Source organism: Serratia sp. CY81684 (genome assembly GCF_052166595.1).
In the GTDB taxonomy this organism is placed as follows: domain Bacteria; phylum Pseudomonadota; class Gammaproteobacteria; order Enterobacterales; family Enterobacteriaceae; genus Serratia; species Serratia nematodiphila.
The window spans coordinates 286887-304020 of the sequence record NZ_JBJNOO010000005.1; the positions used below are offsets into that span (position 1 = coordinate 286887).

Consider the following 17134-nt stretch of genomic DNA (forward strand, 5'->3'; position numbering starts at 1 on the left):
AGCTGCCAAAGCCGGTTTCGAGAAGAGACTTTTGCGGCAATCGCCGGTACTTTTCAGGTCAGTTTGCCGCTTTCGCGGCAAACTGTGATCGCGGTTACGAAAGGGCGTGTTGCGCCGCGCGGTAGGTCGAGGGGGAACAGCCTTCCAGCCGATTGAAAAACCGGGCGAAATAGGCCGGATCCTTGAAGCCGAGGCTGTAGGCGGTTTCATGCACCGTGCAGGCGCTGAACAACAGCATGCGCTTGGCCTCGCGCAGCAGCCGATCGAAGATCAGCCGCTTGGGCGGCCGGTTGGCGAAGCGCCGGCACAGGTCGTTGAGCCGCGATTCGGTCACCCCCAACGCCTGCGCATACTCCGGCACCGGCAGGTGCTCGCGAAAACGCTCGTCCACCATCTTGTTGAAGCGCTGGAACAGCTGCAGTTCGCCGCGCACGCCGCTGTTGGCGCTGTCTTCCAGCGCGGTGTTGCGCAGCAGCAACGTGAACACCGCCTGCGCCAGCAGCGCCAGCGTCTGTTCGCGCCCGGCCAGGTTCTGCGCGAATTCGCGGCGGATCAGCGCCCAATAGTGACTGAGCGCCGTCAGCTCCTGCGGCGCATCGGCCAGCGACAGGCAGATGCCCGGCATGTCCAGCGCCAGGTTGCTGCCGGGGTACAGGCGCTCCAGCAGCGGCCAAATCAACTCCTGACGCACCGTCAGCACGTGGCCGTCGCTGTCCGGTTCGGTGAAGAACGCATGCGGCACCGACGGCGGCGTGAGGATGAACAGCGGCGCCTGCACCGAATAGTGCTGATCGTCGAGCTGCAGCTCTATCTTGCCGGTCTCCAGAAAATGCACCTGGAAGAAGCAGTCGTGCCAGTGCACCTGCATGTCGCGGCCGAAGAACGCCGCCAGCCCGGCGAAGGTTTCGTAGTGCACCTCGTCGGCGGCGTAGCGCGCGTCATACTCTTTGCAAATATCGATGTTGGCGATAAAACCGGTACTTTTCCGCACCTCATTACCTCCTGCAATCCTGCCTGTCTGCGTATCAAGGCGTCGCTCTCGGGCGCGAATCCTTCATCGGGATGCGCCACACCAGCACGGCGCCGACGATCAACAGCGCCGAGACGAAATACAGCCCGGAGTTGAAGCTGCCGGTCATGTCCTTGAACCAGCCAATCAACAGCGGGCTGAGCGCCGATCCGATATTGCCGGTGGCGTTGATCACGGCGATCCCCACCGCCCGCGCTTCCAGGCTGATCGACTGATCCGGCGTGGTCCAGAAGATCGCCATGGCGGTAAAGGAACCGACCGACGCCATCACGATCCCCAGCAGCTGGATCAGGCTGTGATCGGTGGCGGACGCCAGCAGCCAGCCGGCGGCGGCGAACAGGTACGGCAGCGCGGTGTGATGCTTGCGCTCCTGCAGCCTGTCGGATCGTTTGCTCCACCACACCATGCCGGCGATGGTGCAGATCTGCGGGATCGCCGCCAGGATGCCGATCGTCACGTTGCTGCTGCCCTGGTTGAAGCTCTGCAGGATCTGCGGCGTCCAGATATTGATCGCGCTCAGGGTGTTGGTCAGGCAAAAATAGGCCAGCGTGTACATCAGCACGATCGGCGTGCAGATCTCACGCCACAGGCTGCGCTGCTGCAGCGCGCGGTGGCTGCTCGGCCCGTTGGGTTGCACCAGCTGCAGTTTATCGGCCTCCATCATCGCCTTCAGACTGGCTTTTTCCTCGTCGGTCAGCCACTTGGCCTTGGCCGGCGTGTCGTCGAGGTAGAACCACACCACCACACCCAGCAGCACCGACGGAATGCCTTCCAGCAGGAATAGCCACTGCCAGCCCTTCAGGTTCATCACCCCGTCCAGCGCCAGAATATAGCCGGAGACCAGCGAGCCGATCGCCATGGTCACCGGCATGGCGATCATGAACAAGGCGTTGGCGCGGGCGCGGTAGAACGCCGGGAACCAGTAGGTGAGGTACACCAGAATGCCCGGCAGAAAGCCGGCCTCGGTGATGCCGACGATCATGCGCAGCACGTACAGGCTGGTCGGCCCGGTGGCGAACATCGTGCAGGTGGAGGCGATGCCCCACAGCACCATGATGGTGGCGATCCAGCGCCGCGCGCCGACCCGGCTCAGCATCATGTTGCTGGGAATGCCGAAGATCACGTAGGTGACATAGAACAACGTCGCCGCCAGCCCGAACATGGTCGAGCTGAGGCCGAGATCTTTGCCCATCGTCAACCCGGCGAAGCCGATGTTGATGCGGTCGAGGAAAGAGAAAACAAACAACACGAACAGGAAAATGATCAGGCGCCGAAACAACTTTTTAATCACCGATTGCTCGGCGGCGGTTAACGCTTTATGTTGCTGCGCCGGGTTGGCCGGCGGCAGCGAATCGACGTGGTTCATGGTTCAGTAGACTCCCGATGAAGGCGCTTGCGCCCCGCCCTGTTTGAACTCGTCCGCCAGGGCTTCCGCCGCCCGCGCCAGCAGGGTGGTATCCACCCCTACCGCGACGAACAGCGCGCCGGCTTCCAGATAGCGCTGCGCCAGCGCCTTGTTGGCCATCAAAATGCCCGGCGCCTTGCCGGCGGCGCGGATGCGCGCGATGGCGTCATCGATGGTGCGCTGCACCTCCGGGTGCTGCGGATTGCCGGCGAAGCCCATGTCGGCGCTGAGATCCGCCGGGCCGATGAACACGCCGTCCACCCCTTCCACCTGCAGGATAGCGTCGAGGTTTTTCACCGCCTCGCGGGTTTCAATCTGCACCAGCACGCACATCTGCTCATCGGCCTGCTGCAGGTAATCGGGCACCCGGTTCCAGCGCGAAGCGCGCGCCAGGGCGCTGCCGACGCCGCGCATGCCGTGCGGCGGATAGCGCGTGGCGCGCACCGCGTCGCGCGCCTGTTCGGCGTTCTGAATCATCGGGATCAATAAGGTTTGCGCGCCGACGTCCAGCAGCTGCTTGATGATCACCGCGTCGTTCCACGGCGGCCGCACCACCGGCTGGCTCGGGTAAGGGGCGACCGCCTGCAGCTGCCCCAGCACCGTCTGCACGTTGTTGGGCGCATGTTCGCCGTCGATCAGCAGCCAGTCGAAACCGGCGCCGGCCAGCAGCTCGGCGCTGTAGCTGCTGCACAGCCCGAGCCACAGCCCGATCTGCGGGCGTTTTTCCTGCAGCGCCCGCTTGAAGTGGTTGGTTAACATCGCATTCTCCCTGACAAGCGGGCGCGGCCCCGCCCGGTTTAGTGCGGCCCGGTTCGCCGAGCCGGCTTATTAGACGAAGCGGCAGCTGATGCAGCCCATCGAGCCGTAGTCGACGTGGAAGGTATCGCCGCGCCGCGCCGGCACCGGCCGGGTGAAGGAACCGCCGAGGATCACCTGCCCCGCCTCCAGCTCCACCTCATACGGCGCCAGCTTGTTGGCCAGCCAGGCCACGCCGTTGGCCGGGTGGTTGAGCACCGCCGCCGCCACGCCGGACTCTTCAATCACGCCGTTGCGGTACAGCAGCGCGGAGATCCAGCGCAGATCCAGCGCATCCGGCTTGATCGGCCGCCCGCCCATCACCACCCCGGCGTTGGCGGCGTTGTCGGAGATGGTGTCGAACACCTTGCGCGGCCGCTGCGTCTCGGGATCGACGTTGTGGCTGCGCGCGTCGATGATCTCCAGCGCCGGAATGACGTAGTCGGTAGCGTTGTAGACGTCGAACAGCGTGCAGTTCGGCCCGCGCAGCGGCTTGGCCAGCACGAACGCCAGCTCCACTTCCACCCGCGGCACGATGAAGCGATCGATCGGAATGTCGCTGCCGTCGTTGAAGAACATGTCGTCCAGCAGCGCGCCGTAATCCGGCTCGGTGATCTGCGAGCTCACCTGCATGGCGCGCGAGGTCAGGCCGATCTTATGGCCTTTGAGCGTGCGCCCCTCGGCGATCTTCAGTTCTACCCACTGCCGCTGAATGGCATAGGCGTCTTCAATGGTGATCTCGGGATGATCGAGCGACAGCGCGCGGATCTGCTCACGGCTCTTTTCCGCCTGATGCAGACGCTGCACGGCGCGGTTAACCTGCTCTTTATCCAGCATTTACGACCCCTTATTCACGCCTTGTTGAACAGCGCGTGGACATTGTTCTGTTTGTAATTCAGCACCGGATCCAGCTCTTCCATGGTGAAAGAGAGCGCCAGGTAACGCTGCGCCATCAGCGCGGCGAAGTGTTCCTTGATCAGCGTAAACAGCATCTCGCCCACCTGCTGACGGCTTTCCAGACTGCGGCCGTGGCCGATCTTCAGCGTCATGTGCACGAAGGCGTAATCCTGCTTGCCGTCGGCCATTTGCCAGGTATCGAGCCAGATGGCGCGGCTGCGCACGCCGGCCAGCGGGAAGATGCCGGTCGCCGCCAGCGCCTCGTTAACCTTGGCGAACAGGGTGGGCAAATCCGCCTCGCGGCGGATGTTGTCGGTACATTCAGCGTAAAAATGGGGCATAGCGTTCTCCAGACGGCGCATAGGCGCGGGCGAGGCCCGCGCAGCGGCATTTACAGCGTATTGCCAAGTTTGAAACCTTTTTCCGTATCGCCCTCGCGGGTATAGGAAAAACCGTCTGCGCCGATGGTGACGGCCATTTCGCTGGGCGCGCTGCGTTCGATGACCGGCTGCGGCTGCCCATCGAGATCCAACACCAGCGATCCTTCGGTGTACCAGCTCGGCACCACCGGATTACCCCACCAGTCGCGGCGCTGGTTGTCATGCACGTCCCAGGTCACGGTCGGGTTGTCCGGATCGCCGGTGTAGTAATCCTGCGTGTAGATTTCCACACGGTGGCCATCGGGATCGCGCAGGTAGAGATAGAACGCGTTGGAGACGCCGTGACGGCCAGGGCCGCGTTCGATCAAATCGGATTTGCGCAGCGCGCCGAGCTTGTCGCAGATGGCCAAAATGTTGTGTTTTTCATGGGTGGCGAAGGCGATGTGGTGCATGCGCGGCCCGGCGCCGCCGGTCATCGCGGTATCGTGCACCGTCGCCTTGCGGCGCATCCAGGCAGCGTAAACCACGCCGTCTTCATCGCGGATGTCTTCCGTCACGCGGAAACCCAGCCCCTGGATATATTCCACGGCGCGCGGCACATCAGGGGTGATTTGGTTAAAGTGGTCGAGGCGCACCAGCGCGCCCGGCGTATACAGATCGTAACGCCAGGCCAGACGCTCGACGTGCTGCACGTCGTAGAAAAATTCGTACGGGAAACCGAGCGGATCTTCTACCCGCACCGCATCGCCGATGCCTTTGGCGAACCCGTTCACCCGCCGCTCGGTGCGGCAGCCAAGCGCCTTGAAATACGCTTCGGCGCGATCGACGTCTTCCGGCGTGCGCACGCGGAAAGCAAACGCCGCCACGGCGGCGACCGGGCCTTCGCGCAGCACCAGGTTATGGTGAATGAACTCCTCCATCGAACGCAGGTAGAGGGTTTTGTCATCTTCGGCGGTTACGACCAGGCCGAGGATATCGACGTAAAATTCGCGTGCGGCTTTAAGGTTCGTGACCTGAATCTCCATGTAGGCACAGCGCACGACGTCGGGAGCAGGGACAGCATTAGTGGTCAGTTTTGTCGTCATTGTTCTCATCTCTTTCGTTATTATTGTGGCCTGAGGCTCAGACGCCCCATTTCGGGATCGGGTGGTCGCCCATGGAAATGCACACGTTCTTCATCTCGGCGAACACTTCGAAGCTGTATTCGCCGCCTTCGCGGCCGGTACCGGAGGCTTTCACGCCGCCGAACGGTTGGCGCAGATCGCGTACGTTTTGGGTGTTGACGAAAACCATGCCCGCTTCGATGCCGCGGGCCAGACGCAGAACCTTGCTCACATCCTGCGTCCAGATGTACGACGCCAGGCCGTACTCCACGTCGTTGGCCATGCGCAGGCCGTCTTCTTCTGATTTGAACGGCAGCAGGCAGGCCACCGGCCCGAAGATCTCCTCCTGCGCCACGCGCATCCGATTGTCGACATCCGCCAGCACCGTCGGGCGCAGGAAGTTGCCGTGGCTCAAGCCGGCCGGTTTATCCGGGCCGCCGGCCAACAGGGTCGCCCCTTCCTCCACCCCGAGGCGGATATAGCCGGAAACTTTTTCCCAGTGCTGCGGGCTGATCAGCGCCCCCACCTGGGTGTTGGGATCTTGCGGATCGCCGACGCGCAGACGGTTGGCGCGCTCGGCGAAGCGTTTGACGAATTCCGGATAGATGCTCTCCTGAATGAAGATGCGCGAACCGGCGGTGCAGCGTTCGCCGTTGATCGAGAAGATGGTGAACAGCGCGGCGTCGAGCGCCCGCTCGATGTCGGCGTCTTCAAAGATCAGCACCGGCGACTTGCCGCCGAGCTCCATGGAGAATTTCTTCAGCCCGGCGCTTTCGATGATGCGGCGGCCGGTGGCGGTGCCGCCGGTGAACGAAACCGCACGCACGTCTTTATGGCGCACCAGCGCGTCGCCGGCGGTGGCGCCGTAGCCCTGCACCACGTTCAGCACCCCGGCGGGAATACCGGCCTCCAGCGCCAGCTCGCCCAGGCGATCGGCGCTCAGCGGCGACAGTTCGGACATTTTCAGCACCGCCGTGTTGCCCAGCGCCAGGCAAGGTGCGGTTTTCCAGGTGGCGGTCATGAACGGCACGTTCCACGGCGACACCAGCGCGCAGACCCCCACTGGCTGCACCAGCGTGTAGTTGAGCATCTTGTCGTCCACCGGGTAGGTCTTGCCGTTCATCTGCTGGCACACCTCGGCGAAGAACTCGAAGTTGTGCGAGGCGCGCGGGATCAGCACGTTTTTGGTCTGATGGATCGGCAGGCCGGTGTCGGCGGTTTCCATTTCGGCGATCTGCGGCACGTTCTGATCGATCAGCTCACCCAGACGGCGCATCAGGCGCGCGCGCTCTTTCATCGGCGTGTTGGCCCATTTTGGGAAAGCCTCTTTCGCGGCCGCCACCGCCTGGTCGATCTCCAGCTGGCCGCCGGAGGCCACTTCCGCCAGCACTTCGCCGTTCGCCGGGTTGGTGGTGGTGAAATACTCTTTGCTGGCGACGTTCTTGCCGTTGATCCAGTGGTTGATGGTTTTCATCGTAGGCTCTCCTCGTAATCTTTTTCACTGATAATGTGGTTAACCAGACGGCCGATGCCCTCGATCTCCACCACCACTTCGTCGCCCGGCCGCACGTCGGCCAGCCCTTTCGGCGTGCCGGTGGCGATCATGTCGCCCGGCTGCAGCGTCATGAATTCGCTCAGGTAGGCGATCAGGAACGGAATGTCGAAAATCATGTCGGCGGTACTGCCGCGCTGGCGCAGCTCGCCGTTGACGTAGGTGCTGAGCGCCAGCCGGTGCGGATCGGCGACGTCGTCGCGATCGACGATATACGGCCCGATCGGCGTCAGGGTATCGCGGCTCTTCACCCGCAGATTCGGCCGGTAGTAGTTTTCCAGGTAGTCGCGGATGGCGTAGTCGTTGCACAGGGTGTAACCCGCCACATACTCCATGGCGCGCTCGCGGCTGACGTTGCGTGCGGTCTTGCCGATCACCGCCACCAGCTCGGCTTCGTAATGCATGTACTCCACGTCGGCCGGACGCACCGATACCTGACGATGGCCGGTCAGAGTGTTCGGCGCCTTGAGGAACACCAGCGGCTCTTCCGGCGCCTTGAATTCCAGTTCGCTGGCGTGGTCGGCATAGTTCAGCCCCAGGGCGAACACCGTGCCCTGCGCCGGCGGCAGCCATTCCACTTCGCGCTCCTGCAGCACCTCGCCGTTCGGCAACGTGACGCGCAGCTGGTCGTCCACCTGAACGTTGACGATCTGGCCATGATGGCGAATACGGGCATGTTTCATGATGCGGCTCCTGCCTGGGTGACGCGGTTGCTCAGAGTGGGCAGGCCGGCGGCGCGCACCGTCACCTCATCCCCCGGTTTGATCTCCACCCGCTGGTGCGGGGTGCCGATCAGCACCGCATCGCCCGGCTGCAGGGTGATGAAATCGCTGATGGCGGCGATCAGCTCCGGCACCGAGCGCACCAGATCGGCGGTGGACCAGCGATCCTGCTCCACGCCGTTGATCTCGGTGACGATCTCCAGCCGATCGGCATTCTCCAGTTGGCCCATCTCTCCCAGCGGGCAGAACCCGTCGCGGCATTTGGCCTTGATCGCCGGGCGATAGAAGCTGCTCTCCGGCAGGCTGACGTCGTTGGCCAACGCGTAACCGGCCAGATAACGGCTCACCTGCGCCGCCGGCACCTTGCGAACGGTGTCGCCGATGATCACCGCCAGCGTGCCGCCGCTCTGCACGGTTTCACCGGCCGGAAACGGGATCGCCCCGCCGTTGGCGAGGTGGGTGTTGCGCGGTTTGATAAACCACACCGGGGTTTTGGGCGGGGTCTGGTACGGCGGCTGGTGAAACGCCTGATCCCAGGCGTCCAGTTGGCTGCGGTGGTTCAGCGCAACGGAAAATACGGTGCCTTTCATGCGAACTCCTCCAATGGCAAAACATGACAACCGGCATTCATTAATATATTAATGATTACTTTTATACGCTGTGCAGCTTTTACGCAACGCGCTTGGAATGATTTGTGATCGTGATAACAAAATATTCACAAACAACAAACATTGGCGTGATTATTCAACGCATTAATCATTTTTCTCGCCATTTTTCGCTGCGCCACGCATTTTTGCTTTATCCCTGCGGGTAACTTTGGCTACTATTAAGTTATTAACAAATCGGGCTTTGCGGGGCAGGCGCCCCCATGACGAGCGCCGTAACAGCGAACACCTTGATAGCTAAGGCCAAACTTATGCATGAATCGTTAACCATCGCCCTGCTGCAGGCGCGTGAAACCGCCATGGGGTTCTTCCGCCCGATCCTGAAAAGCCACAATCTCACCGAGCAGCAGTGGCGCATCATCCGCGTGCTGGCCAACAGCCGCTCGATCGAATTCCACGAACTGGCGGCGGAAACCTGCATCCTGCGCCCCAGCCTGACCGGCATTCTGTCGCGCATGGAGCGTGATAAGCTGATCTTCCGCCTCAAGCCGGTCAACGATCAGCGCAAGCTGTACGTGTCGCTGACCCAGCAGGGTCAGGATCTGTATGAAGTGGCGCGCCACCAGGTGGAACAGGGCTACGCCGAGATTGAAGCCGCTTTCTCGCGGCAGAAAATGGACCAGCTGATGACGTTGCTGGACGAGCTGATCACCCTGGGCGACAGCCTGCCCGCCAACGTCACCGCGCATCCCGCCAAGCAGTGATTTAACCCACCGGAATTCTCACATTAATTGGCGTTGCAGCCAGGCGGCCAAGGCGTAAATCCCCAGTCGCTTACTCAAGTAAGCGACTGGGGTGCGTGGCTGCGTCAAGCAAGCGGAGCATTCGTTTCTGGCAACAGCGCGCCGCCGTCCACCACCAGCGTCTGGCCGGTGATATAGGCCGCCGCCGGCGAGGCGAGAAACACCATCGCCGCGGCGATGTCTTCCGGTTCCCCCAGCCGCCCGAGCGGCACCGCGGCGGCGATCGCCTGATTCACCTGCGCGTCGCCCAGGTTGGCCATCGCCGGCGTGCGGATCATCCCCGGTTCCACGCCGTTGACGCGAATGTTCTCCGCCGCCAGCTCCAGCGCCGCCGCGCGAATAAAGCCGTTTACCCCGGCCTTGGAGGCGGCGTAATGCGCCAGCCCCGGATACGCCACCCGCGGGCCGGTCACCGACGAGGTCACCAGCAGACTGCCGCCGCCAGAGCGGCGCATCCACGGCAGCGCCGCCTGCGCCAGAAAGAACGGCGCCATCAGATTGACGCTCAGCGTGCGTTGCAACAGGGCCGCGTCGATGGCGGCGAACGGAGTCAGCGGAAAATAGGCGGCGTTGTGGATCACCACGTCCAGCCGTTGGTGCCGCTCGCCCACCGCCGCCACCAACTCGGCGATCTGCCCCGGCTCGGCCAGATCGCAGGCCAGCGCCTGCACGCTCAACCCTTCGTCCCGCAGCATTTGCGCCGCCGCCTGCGCCTGCGGCAGCTGCACGTCCGCGATCGTCACCTCGGCGCCCAGCCGGGCGAAGGCGCTGACGATCGCCAGCCCGATGCCCTGCGCGCCGCCGGTCACCAGCACCGCCTGCCCGGCGAAGGCGTCGACCGCATAGGTTGCGCTCATCGGCCTATCCTCGCGGGTGGCGCGTGGTGTTCAGCACCTGCGCATGGGCGCCCACCGCAAAGTTGCTCAGCGCGCTGAAATCGCTGCCCTGATAACCGAGGATCTTGCCGTCGGTGCGCATGCCCTGCAGATCGATCATCACCACGCCCAGCGTCGGAATGATCTTCTCGCGCCAGACAAACAGATAAAGCTGCTCCGCCACCTTCACGTAGTGGCAGCGATCCACGTCCGCCAGTCCTTTCTCCACCCCGTCCAGACACTGCCAGGCATAGAAGTTGTCGTTCAGGTAGATGTGCTCGTAGCGCTCGGTCGGGCTGTAGGTGTACATGTTGCGCATGCCGATCAGCTCATCGGTAAAGCCCGGCGGCGCCACGTCGGCGTCATCCAGCGTGCCGAAGCGGAATTCGGCCTCGACCGCGGTCAGCGGCAGCCCCTGCTCCACCCGGCTGAAGGCGTCGAGCCGCGCCTGCGCTTCATCCGGCAGTTGGCCGTACACCGCGGTGAAGTTGCCCTGATTGCGGTCGCACACCAGCGTAATGCTGGCGTTGGCGCGGGCGGGATCGAGAAAATCGATGAACAGCACGCCGGGGCGAATGCTGGTAGCGCGATAGGCGATACCGCGCCGCTCCCCCCACTCCAGCGTCTGCGCGTCGCTGAACCGACAGCGCTGCGTCGCGCCGTCGCTGAAACGCAGCGTCAGCGTGGTGCCCGCCAGCCCGTGCTGGCGTTCCAGCGTGTTGCTGTGCGGCGCAAAGCCTTCCGCCAGCGCGCCAACCTGAATGAATACCGCTTCTGAACTCATGGAAATGCTCCTTACAGGGAAGTGAAAGCCAGGGTCGGCACATCGACGATGGTAGAGCCGCCGTCGGCCACCAGCGCCGCGCCGGTAATGATTGAAGCCTCGCTGGAACAGAGGAAACGGCAGACGCGGGCGATCTCCTCGGCGCTGGCCGGCCGGCGCAGCGGCACGTCACGGCAGACCATCTGGTAAGCCTGCTCCAGCGAGATCTGATGGGCGTCCATCAGCAGCTGCATCTCTTCGTCCGCCATCGGCGTGGTCACCCAGCCCGGGCACACCGCGTTGGCGCGCACGCCCAGCGGGCCATAGTCGCGGGCGATGGAGCGCATCAGCCCGATCAGCGCGTGCTTGGCGGTGACATAACCGCAGACCTCCGGCCCGGCGGCCAGCGAGGCGATCGAGGCGACGAACAGCAGGTTGCCGCCGCTCTTGATCAGTTCCGGCAGGCAGGCGCGCGCGCTGGCGAAAGCGCTGTTGAGGTTGCTGTCCATCGCCCCTTGCCACTGCTCGTCGGTCATCTCGGTAATACGCTTGAAGCCCATGCCACCGGCGCTGCCGATCAGGCAGTCGATGCGCCCGGCTTCGCGCAGAATGGCCGGCAGCAACGTGTGGGCCCAGCTCTCGCCGCTGGCGGCGTCGCCCACCAGCGCCTGCGCGCCGATCTCATGCGCCAGCGCCGCCAGCGGTTCCGGGCGGCGGCCGATGATGAACACCCGATCGCCCTGCGCCGCCAGCAGACGGGCGCAGGCGGCGCCGACGCCGGTGCCGCCGCCGGTAATCACAACCACTCTATTCATGATTCAGCTTCTCCATCAGTTGGCCGATCATCAGCAGGCTGCTCAACAGCAGCCGCCGCTGTTCGGCATCCAGCCGCAGATAGCGGCGGCCGGCCGGCACGCGGCTGACCACCTCCGACGCGGCGAAATGCTCGATATCCACCTGCCAGCGCCCGTCTTTGACCGTCAGCCGCACGCGGCGAAAATCCAGCTGCGCCAGCGTCTCGCCGATCTGCGGGTAGCGCAGCAGGCCGGCCAGCAACCGCTGCGCGGCCGCATGGCGCTGGCGCAGCAGATAGCGCACGCCGCGCCGCCGCAGCCAACCGCCGGTCACCACGTCCAGCGTCAGCGGGGGCTGCGCTGCGCATACTCCCTGCAGCCGAAAACGGTGGCTGACGATATGCGCCATAAACAGCCCCTGCACCTGTTCGCTGACCTCGATCTGCGGCCCCTGCGGCAGCGTCAGCCGCAGCAGGCCCGGCGCCAGGCGTTCGCACGCGTAGGGTTCCAGGTTACGCGCCAGACGATCCAGCGCGGCACCCGGCCGATAGCCCGACGGTGCTCGCCGCCAGGCGCGATTAAGTGAGGGAAGTAAGCCGATCAAACTGCGCCTCCTCGTTTTCGCCCTTGGCGAACGCGTTCTCCAGCACCTGCTCGACCGGCACCGGCTTGAACGGATTCACTTTCTGCACGCACAGCGTCCAGAACAGCGCATAGGCGGCGGTCAGGCCGATCATCCAGCCGAAGGGAATGTAGACGTCGCGCGGATTCATCCCCGGCGGCGTGATGTAAACGATGGCCAGCACGATGCCGACGCTGGAGACGATCTGCGGCAGCGGGAACCACGGCGATTTATAGGCGCGCGGCAGATCGGGGCGGCGCAGGCGCAGCAGCACCACCGAGCAGGTCACCAGCAGGTAGGCCACGCCCCAGGCGCACACCGCCGCCAGCACCAGTGGAATGATCCTGTCGAGGTTGCCCTGAATGGCGAAGGCGTGTACGCAGGGGATTAACACCGCCACCAGAATGCCGACCACCGGCGTCTTAAAGCGTGGGTGCAGATAGGCGAACATGCGCGGCAGCGCGCCGTCCAGCGCCATGCCGTACAGAATGCGCGGCACCGCCGCCATCAGCGTGTTGATGGTTGCTGCGCCCGCCAGCAGCAGGCCGACGCCCAGCCAGTATTTGCCGAACTGGCCCATCACCTGGCCGGCGAACGCCGGGATGGCCATCGGCGTTTCCAGCAGGCGCGTGCCGCTGGCGGCGTCGATCACCACGTTTTCCACCTGGTGGCTGAGCGCCGCGCCATACAGCGCCATGCACACCGCCACGCCGCACAGCCCGAGCGCCATCGCCCGCGGGATCACCCGATCGCAGCGTTTGATCTCCGGCGCCATCGGCGTCACCAGCTCACAGCCGACGAACATGAACATCGCCATGCCGATCAGGCTGAATACCGCGAAGGGATCGTTCAGATCGAGCGTGCTGCCGAACCAGCCCTCGAGCGGCACCGCATGCGGCGACAGCAGCCCGACGATGCCGAAAATCACCAGCGTGCTCCACATGGCGAAGGTCAGCACGATCTCCGCCTTGCCGAAGGCCTCGATGCCGAACGCGTTGAGCAGGCCGAACACGACGACCAGCCCGACGCCGACCATCCAGGAGGCGTTGTGGCTTTCCATCAGGGTGTTGAGATGCTCGAAGTTCACCAGCGCCATGATGCCGGAGAGAATGGTCTCGGCGGTGCCGGCGAAGATGTGCACGATCAGGTAGGCCGACAGCGCGCCGGTGATGGCGAAAAAGCGCCCCATGCCACAGGAGATGTAGTCGTAAACCGAACCGGAGGTCGGCAACAGCGCCGCCGCTTCGGAGAAGGTGGTGAGCTGCGCCTGCATCATGATGAAGGCGATCAGCATCGCCAGCGCGAAGGTGTCGCCGCCGATGCCGAAGCCGCTGGTGACCGTCAGGATCACCGGGCTGGCCATGATCACCCCGACCGAACTGGCCAGGGTGGTGGGAAAGCCGACCTTGCCTCGAGCCAGGTGGGCGTGCAACCGCGACGACAGGTTCATGGTTATTTCCTCTTATAGTTTTGGCCTGATGCATGCAGGTGCTTGCAGGTTTTTCACCGCCAGCGGCGGTCATCTCACTATAGAGAGGAAAGGAAAATGCTGACTATCGTCCTTAAGGACGAGACGCTTTCAACCTGCGGCCGCGCTCACGGCGGCGCGCCACTGCATCGCCCCCTGCGGGCTGCGCGGGTAGGCGCGCAGCGGCGCCAGCAGCGCGGAAAAGAAGGCGTAATAGCCGGCGCACAACCGGTTGTAGCGATCTTCGCCCACATGCGCCGGGCAGCCGCCCTGACAGACGCTTTTCACGCTGCAGCGTTGGCACTCGCGACGCAGGCTTTTGTTCTTGCCGAACGGCATCCCCGCCGCCTTTGCCGCCAGGGTGGCGAGCGGCGTGTGGCGATCGGCATGGCCGAGCAGGTGCTGCGCGTTGATAAGATGATCGCAGGCGTAGAGGCGACCGTCCGGCTCCATCACCAGATTGCCGCCGCAGCGTTCAGCGTGCACGCAGCTGGGGCTGACGTGAGTAAAATACTGCGCGTAGACCTGCTCGATGTTCATCACAAACACCTGGCCGACGTGCCCGCGGCTGCGCCAGCGGCGGTATACCGCCAGCATGAAGCGCCCCCAGTTGGCGGCGCTCAGCCCATAGCCGGCGGTGGGCGCATCCCCTTCCAGCATCAGCGGCTGAAACTGCAGATAGCGCGCGCCGATCGCCACCGCATGATCGTAGATCGCCTCGGCGCGGTCCGCGACGCCGTCGTGCACCACCATCAGCAGGTTGAAGTCGATCTGATGGCGCTGCAGCAGCGCAATGCCGCGCAGCGCGGCGTCATAGCTGGCGCCGCCGCGCTTGTCCGGCCGATGAGCGTCCTGCACCTCGCGATCGCCGTCCAGGCTGACGCCGATGATGAATTGATGCTGCCGGAACAGCCGGCACCAGGCATCGTTCAGCAGGATACCGTTGGTCTGCAGGCTGTTGCTGATCCGCACGCCCGGCGGCGCAAAGCGGCGCTGCAACGCCAGCGCCCGCTTGTAAAAACCGATCCCCGCCAACAGCGGCTCTCCACCCTGCCAGACGAAATTGATCTCGCGACTGTAGCGCGGCTGAGCGGCGATGTAGCCGCGGATAAACTCCGCCAGCAGGTCGTCGTCCATCTTGCGCGTCCGCGTTTGCTGGCGCTGCGGGTAGTAGCAGTAGCGGCAGCCCAGGTTGCAGCCGGCACCGATCGGTTTCACCAGCAGGTGAAAAGGCGCCGCCGCGCGCGGTTCGCTCTCTACCGGGATCTGCTGCGTGCGCAGCTGGGCCAGGTTCATGGCGCCGCCTGCGGCAACGGTTTGTGGGTCTGCGGATCCAGGCCAATGTAGTCGCCGGTGTTGGCGTCGACGCCGAGATAGTCGATCGCTGCACCTTTGGCTTCAATAACCATGCCCTGCTGCGCAAAGCGGCGATACGCCTCGCTCAGCCGTTTGACCCGCTCCGGGTCGGCGGCGGCCAGATCGCGCGTCTCCAGCGGATCGTCATGCAGGTTGAACAGCCCCCACGGCGCCATCTGCGCCGTCGGCCCGGCCTTCACCAACCGCCGCAGCTTCCAGACGCCGTCCACGTAGGCGGCCTGGTTATGCAGCTCCACGCCGTAGGTCGCGCGCGGCACGCCGTCGGCCTCGCCGCTGAAATAGCGCTTGAAGCTGACGCCGACCATCGGCAGCGTCGGTTTGGCCTTCAGCGGTTTGTGGGCGTCGATGCCGGCATAGTCATACAGCGTCGGCGCGATGTCATACACCGCCATCGGCGTGCGGTCGATACCGCCGCGGCCCTTCAACCCCGGCGCGGAGATGATGAAATCGGTATTGATACCGCCCTGCGCGCTGGTGGTTTTGTGGTAGTTGGCGTACGGCGCGTTGCTGACGTTGGCCCAGTGCGGCCCGTAGGAGATGAACGATCCCTTGCGGCCGAGGTTGGCGTAGCTGTTGTCGAACTGCCGCCAATACTCCGGCTTCGAGCCGTAGTAGAAGCCGCTGGCGGGGTTGGCGCCGTTGTCGGTGGCGAACACGATCACCGTATTTTGGTCGCGGCCGGTCTGCTTCAGGGTATTCAGCACCGCGCCGACCTGATCGTCCATGTAAGCGATCATCGCCGCGTACACCTGCATGGTCTTGGCTTCATATTTTTGCTGCTCGGGCGTCAGCGCTTTCCAGGCCTTATCCAGCGCCAGCGTCGGCATCGGCGTGCGATCGGAAATCAACCCCAGCGCCTTCAGGCGCTGAATGCGCCGCTGATAGGCCTGCTGGTAACCGGCGTCGTATTTGCCGTCGAATTTGGCGATCCAGTCATCCGGCGCCTGCAGCGGATCGTGCGGCGCGGTGAACGCCAGATAGGCGAAGACGGGCTTATTCTGCGGAGTATCACGGATCCACTGTTCCAGCTGATCGGCATAGGCCTTGCTGGAATAGAAATCTTTGGGCAACGACACACGTTTGCCGTTCAGGGTGTAAAACGTGTGGAACGCCTCCACGGTACCCAGCGGTTTCGCGTCGTCGAAATGGCTGGTGCCGCCGCCCATAAAGGCGAAGGCGCGCTCAAAGCCGCGATCGGTCGGTTTGGCGCCATCAACATAGCCCAGGTGCCATTTGCCCGCCATCATGGTGGCGTAACCCGCGTCGCGAAAACGCTCCGGCAGCGTGGTCACGCGGTCGGTCAGGCGCATTTCATACCCCGGCTGCGCGGCGGTGCTCTCATACCACCACATGCCGCCCATGCCGGCCTGCTGATTGGTGTTGCCGGTCATCAACATCGAACGCGCCGGCGCCGACATCGGCGAGGTGTAGTACTGGCTCATGCGCACGCCCCGTTCGGCCAGCGCCTGCAGGTTGGGCGTCGGTATCTCGCCGCCGAACGGGCTGATGTCGGAGTAGCCCATGTCGTCCACCAGAATGATCAGCACATTGGGACGATCGGCGTCCGCCCCCTGAGCCAGGCCCGATAAGGCGCCGCTCAACGCCACCGCCAACGTTTTTTTCTGCATCGTCCGTCCCCTGTATGGTCATGCGGACTGAACAACCCGACGCCTCAGCCCGAGAAAGGTCATCATTTTTTCGTCTTATACGTTTGGCGCCGCCTGGCGCTATCTTCAATTCGCAGTGTAGAAAGCGGCGGAAAAGCCTGGCTATCGTTCTTAAGAACGAGGGACGGCAACGACAGCGGCGGCTGTAGCACGCGCGGGGCGGCGAAAGCTTCACCCGAGCAAGCATTGAAAAGCGCTGTAAATTCAGCGGGAAAAGCGGTGAATTATTTCATTAACCTATTAATGAAAATCGCGATAAATCCGAACGAAAAAGCC

17 protein-coding genes are annotated in these 17134 nt (G+C 63.8%); 1 reads left to right on the forward strand and 16 read right to left on the reverse strand.

From position 1 onward, the window contains the following. Positions 1-94: 94 nt before the first annotated feature. The 9 genes from hpaA to ACJ8QF_RS19415 form a co-directional block, all read right to left on the reverse strand. Complete coding sequence (hpaA, locus tag ACJ8QF_RS19375) at positions 95-991, reverse strand: 4-hydroxyphenylacetate catabolism regulatory protein HpaA (RefSeq protein WP_004933161.1); 897 nt, start codon at positions 989-991, stop codon at positions 95-97. Positions 992-1025: 34 nt separating this feature from the next. Beyond that, positions 1026-2396, reverse strand: coding sequence for a 4-hydroxyphenylacetate permease (hpaX, locus tag ACJ8QF_RS19380; protein WP_004933163.1), 1371 nt, complete (start codon positions 2394-2396; stop codon positions 1026-1028). A gap of 3 nt (positions 2397-2399) precedes the next feature. Further along, positions 2400-3194 carry a 4-hydroxy-2-oxoheptanedioate aldolase gene (gene hpaI / locus ACJ8QF_RS19385; protein ID WP_004933167.1) on the reverse strand — a complete coding sequence of 265 codons (795 nt, stop codon included), beginning with the start codon at positions 3192-3194 and terminating at the stop codon, positions 2400-2402. Positions 3195-3263: 69 nt separating this feature from the next. Further along, positions 3264-4067, reverse strand: a complete 804-nt coding sequence (hpaH, locus tag ACJ8QF_RS19390; protein WP_442537769.1) for a 2-oxo-hept-4-ene-1,7-dioate hydratase — start codon at positions 4065-4067, stop codon at positions 3264-3266. A 14-nt stretch (positions 4068-4081) separates the two neighbouring features. Continuing rightward, complete coding sequence (locus ACJ8QF_RS19395) at positions 4082-4468, reverse strand: 5-carboxymethyl-2-hydroxymuconate Delta-isomerase (protein WP_033638797.1); 387 nt, start codon at positions 4466-4468, stop codon at positions 4082-4084. Positions 4469-4518: 50 nt separating this feature from the next. After that, positions 4519-5592, reverse strand: coding sequence for a 3,4-dihydroxyphenylacetate 2,3-dioxygenase (hpaD, locus tag ACJ8QF_RS19400; protein ID WP_004933173.1), 1074 nt, complete (start codon positions 5590-5592; stop codon positions 4519-4521). Positions 5593-5629: 37 nt separating this feature from the next. Beyond that, a complete protein-coding gene (gene hpaE / locus ACJ8QF_RS19405) occupies positions 5630-7084 on the reverse strand; it encodes a 5-carboxymethyl-2-hydroxymuconate semialdehyde dehydrogenase (RefSeq protein WP_033631722.1) in 1455 nt (484 codons plus the stop codon). Then, on the reverse strand, positions 7081-7845 hold the full coding sequence (locus ACJ8QF_RS19410) for a fumarylacetoacetate hydrolase family protein (RefSeq protein ID WP_004933177.1): 765 nt from the start codon (positions 7843-7845) through the stop codon (positions 7081-7083). The genes hpaE and ACJ8QF_RS19410 overlap by 4 nt, the downstream gene beginning before the upstream one ends. After that, positions 7842-8474 (reverse strand): fumarylacetoacetate hydrolase family protein, encoded by a 633-nt coding sequence (locus tag ACJ8QF_RS19415; RefSeq protein ID WP_154870154.1) that lies wholly within the window; start codon positions 8472-8474, stop codon positions 7842-7844. The genes ACJ8QF_RS19410 and ACJ8QF_RS19415 overlap by 4 nt, the downstream gene beginning before the upstream one ends. A 326-nt stretch (positions 8475-8800) precedes the next feature. On the opposite strand from ACJ8QF_RS19415, the gene hpaR reads away from it, so the two are divergent. After that, positions 8801-9253, forward strand: a complete 453-nt coding sequence (gene hpaR, locus ACJ8QF_RS19420) for a homoprotocatechuate degradation operon regulator HpaR (RefSeq protein ID WP_004933183.1) — start codon at positions 8801-8803, stop codon at positions 9251-9253. Positions 9254-9357: 104 nt separating this feature from the next. On the opposite strand, the gene ACJ8QF_RS19425 is transcribed toward hpaR, so the two are convergent. The 7 genes from ACJ8QF_RS19425 to ACJ8QF_RS19455 all read right to left on the reverse strand — a co-directional run bounded on the left by ACJ8QF_RS19425 (position 9358) and on the right by ACJ8QF_RS19455 (position 16819). Continuing rightward, positions 9358-10149 carry an SDR family oxidoreductase gene (locus ACJ8QF_RS19425; protein ID WP_442537770.1) on the reverse strand — a complete coding sequence of 264 codons (792 nt, stop codon included), beginning with the start codon at positions 10147-10149 and terminating at the stop codon, positions 9358-9360. 4 nt (positions 10150-10153) lie between these two features. Further along, positions 10154-10951, reverse strand: a complete 798-nt coding sequence (locus ACJ8QF_RS19430) for a molybdenum cofactor biosynthesis F family protein (protein ID WP_131165184.1) — start codon at positions 10949-10951, stop codon at positions 10154-10156. Positions 10952-10962: 11 nt separating this feature from the next. Continuing rightward, a complete protein-coding gene (locus tag ACJ8QF_RS19435) occupies positions 10963-11745 on the reverse strand; it encodes an SDR family NAD(P)-dependent oxidoreductase (protein WP_275095404.1) in 783 nt (260 codons plus the stop codon). Then, positions 11738-12328 (reverse strand): DUF3156 family protein, encoded by a 591-nt coding sequence (locus ACJ8QF_RS19440; protein ID WP_131165182.1) that lies wholly within the window; start codon positions 12326-12328, stop codon positions 11738-11740. The genes ACJ8QF_RS19435 and ACJ8QF_RS19440 overlap by 8 nt, the downstream gene beginning before the upstream one ends. Beyond that, positions 12303-13796: an APC family permease gene (locus ACJ8QF_RS19445; RefSeq protein WP_004933191.1), complete on the reverse strand. Its 1494-nt coding sequence runs from the start codon at positions 13794-13796 to the stop codon at positions 12303-12305. The genes ACJ8QF_RS19440 and ACJ8QF_RS19445 overlap by 26 nt, the downstream gene beginning before the upstream one ends. 129 nt (positions 13797-13925) lie before the next feature. Next, positions 13926-15110: an anaerobic sulfatase maturase gene (locus tag ACJ8QF_RS19450; RefSeq protein WP_275095403.1), complete on the reverse strand. Its 1185-nt coding sequence runs from the start codon at positions 15108-15110 to the stop codon at positions 13926-13928. Then, positions 15107-16819, reverse strand: coding sequence for an arylsulfatase (locus tag ACJ8QF_RS19455; protein WP_131165180.1), 1713 nt, complete (start codon positions 16817-16819; stop codon positions 15107-15109). Before ACJ8QF_RS19455 ends, ACJ8QF_RS19450 begins: the two co-directional genes overlap by 4 nt. Positions 16820-17134: the final 315 nt, after the last annotated feature.

What these genes read in the sequence shown, in the direction of transcription:
- hpaX (WP_004933163.1), bottom strand. Translation starts at nt 2,396, where the DNA reads ATGAACCACGTCGATTCGCTGCCGCCGGCCAACCCGGCGCAGCAACAT.
- hpaI (WP_004933167.1), bottom strand. Translation starts at nt 3,194, where the DNA reads ATGTTAACCAACCACTTCAAGCGGGCGCTGCAGGAAAAACGCCCGCAG.
- hpaH (WP_442537769.1), bottom strand. Translation starts at nt 4,067, where the DNA reads ATGCTGGATAAAGAGCAGGTTAACCGCGCCGTGCAGCGTCTGCATCAG.
- ACJ8QF_RS19395 (WP_033638797.1), bottom strand. Translation starts at nt 4,468, where the DNA reads ATGCCCCATTTTTACGCTGAATGTACCGACAACATCCGCCGCGAGGCG.
- hpaD (WP_004933173.1), bottom strand. Translation starts at nt 5,592, where the DNA reads ATGACGACAAAACTGACCACTAATGCTGTCCCTGCTCCCGACGTCGTG.
- hpaE (WP_033631722.1), bottom strand. Translation starts at nt 7,084, where the DNA reads ATGAAAACCATCAACCACTGGATCAACGGCAAGAACGTCGCCAGCAAA.
- ACJ8QF_RS19410 (WP_004933177.1), bottom strand. Translation starts at nt 7,845, where the DNA reads ATGAAACATGCCCGTATTCGCCATCATGGCCAGATCGTCAACGTTCAG.
- ACJ8QF_RS19415 (WP_154870154.1), bottom strand. Translation starts at nt 8,474, where the DNA reads ATGAAAGGCACCGTATTTTCCGTTGCGCTGAACCACCGCAGCCAACTG.
- hpaR (WP_004933183.1), top strand. Translation starts at nt 8,801, where the DNA reads ATGCATGAATCGTTAACCATCGCCCTGCTGCAGGCGCGTGAAACCGCC.
- ACJ8QF_RS19425 (WP_442537770.1), bottom strand. Translation starts at nt 10,149, where the DNA reads ATGAGCGCAACCTATGCGGTCGACGCCTTCGCCGGGCAGGCGGTGCTG.
- ACJ8QF_RS19430 (WP_131165184.1), bottom strand. Translation starts at nt 10,951, where the DNA reads ATGAGTTCAGAAGCGGTATTCATTCAGGTTGGCGCGCTGGCGGAAGGC.
- ACJ8QF_RS19435 (WP_275095404.1), bottom strand. Translation starts at nt 11,745, where the DNA reads ATGAATAGAGTGGTTGTGATTACCGGCGGCGGCACCGGCGTCGGCGCC.
- ACJ8QF_RS19445 (WP_004933191.1), bottom strand. Translation starts at nt 13,796, where the DNA reads ATGAACCTGTCGTCGCGGTTGCACGCCCACCTGGCTCGAGGCAAGGTC.
- ACJ8QF_RS19450 (WP_275095403.1), bottom strand. Translation starts at nt 15,110, where the DNA reads ATGAACCTGGCCCAGCTGCGCACGCAGCAGATCCCGGTAGAGAGCGAA.
- ACJ8QF_RS19455 (WP_131165180.1), bottom strand. Translation starts at nt 16,819, where the DNA reads ATGCAGAAAAAAACGTTGGCGGTGGCGTTGAGCGGCGCCTTATCGGGC.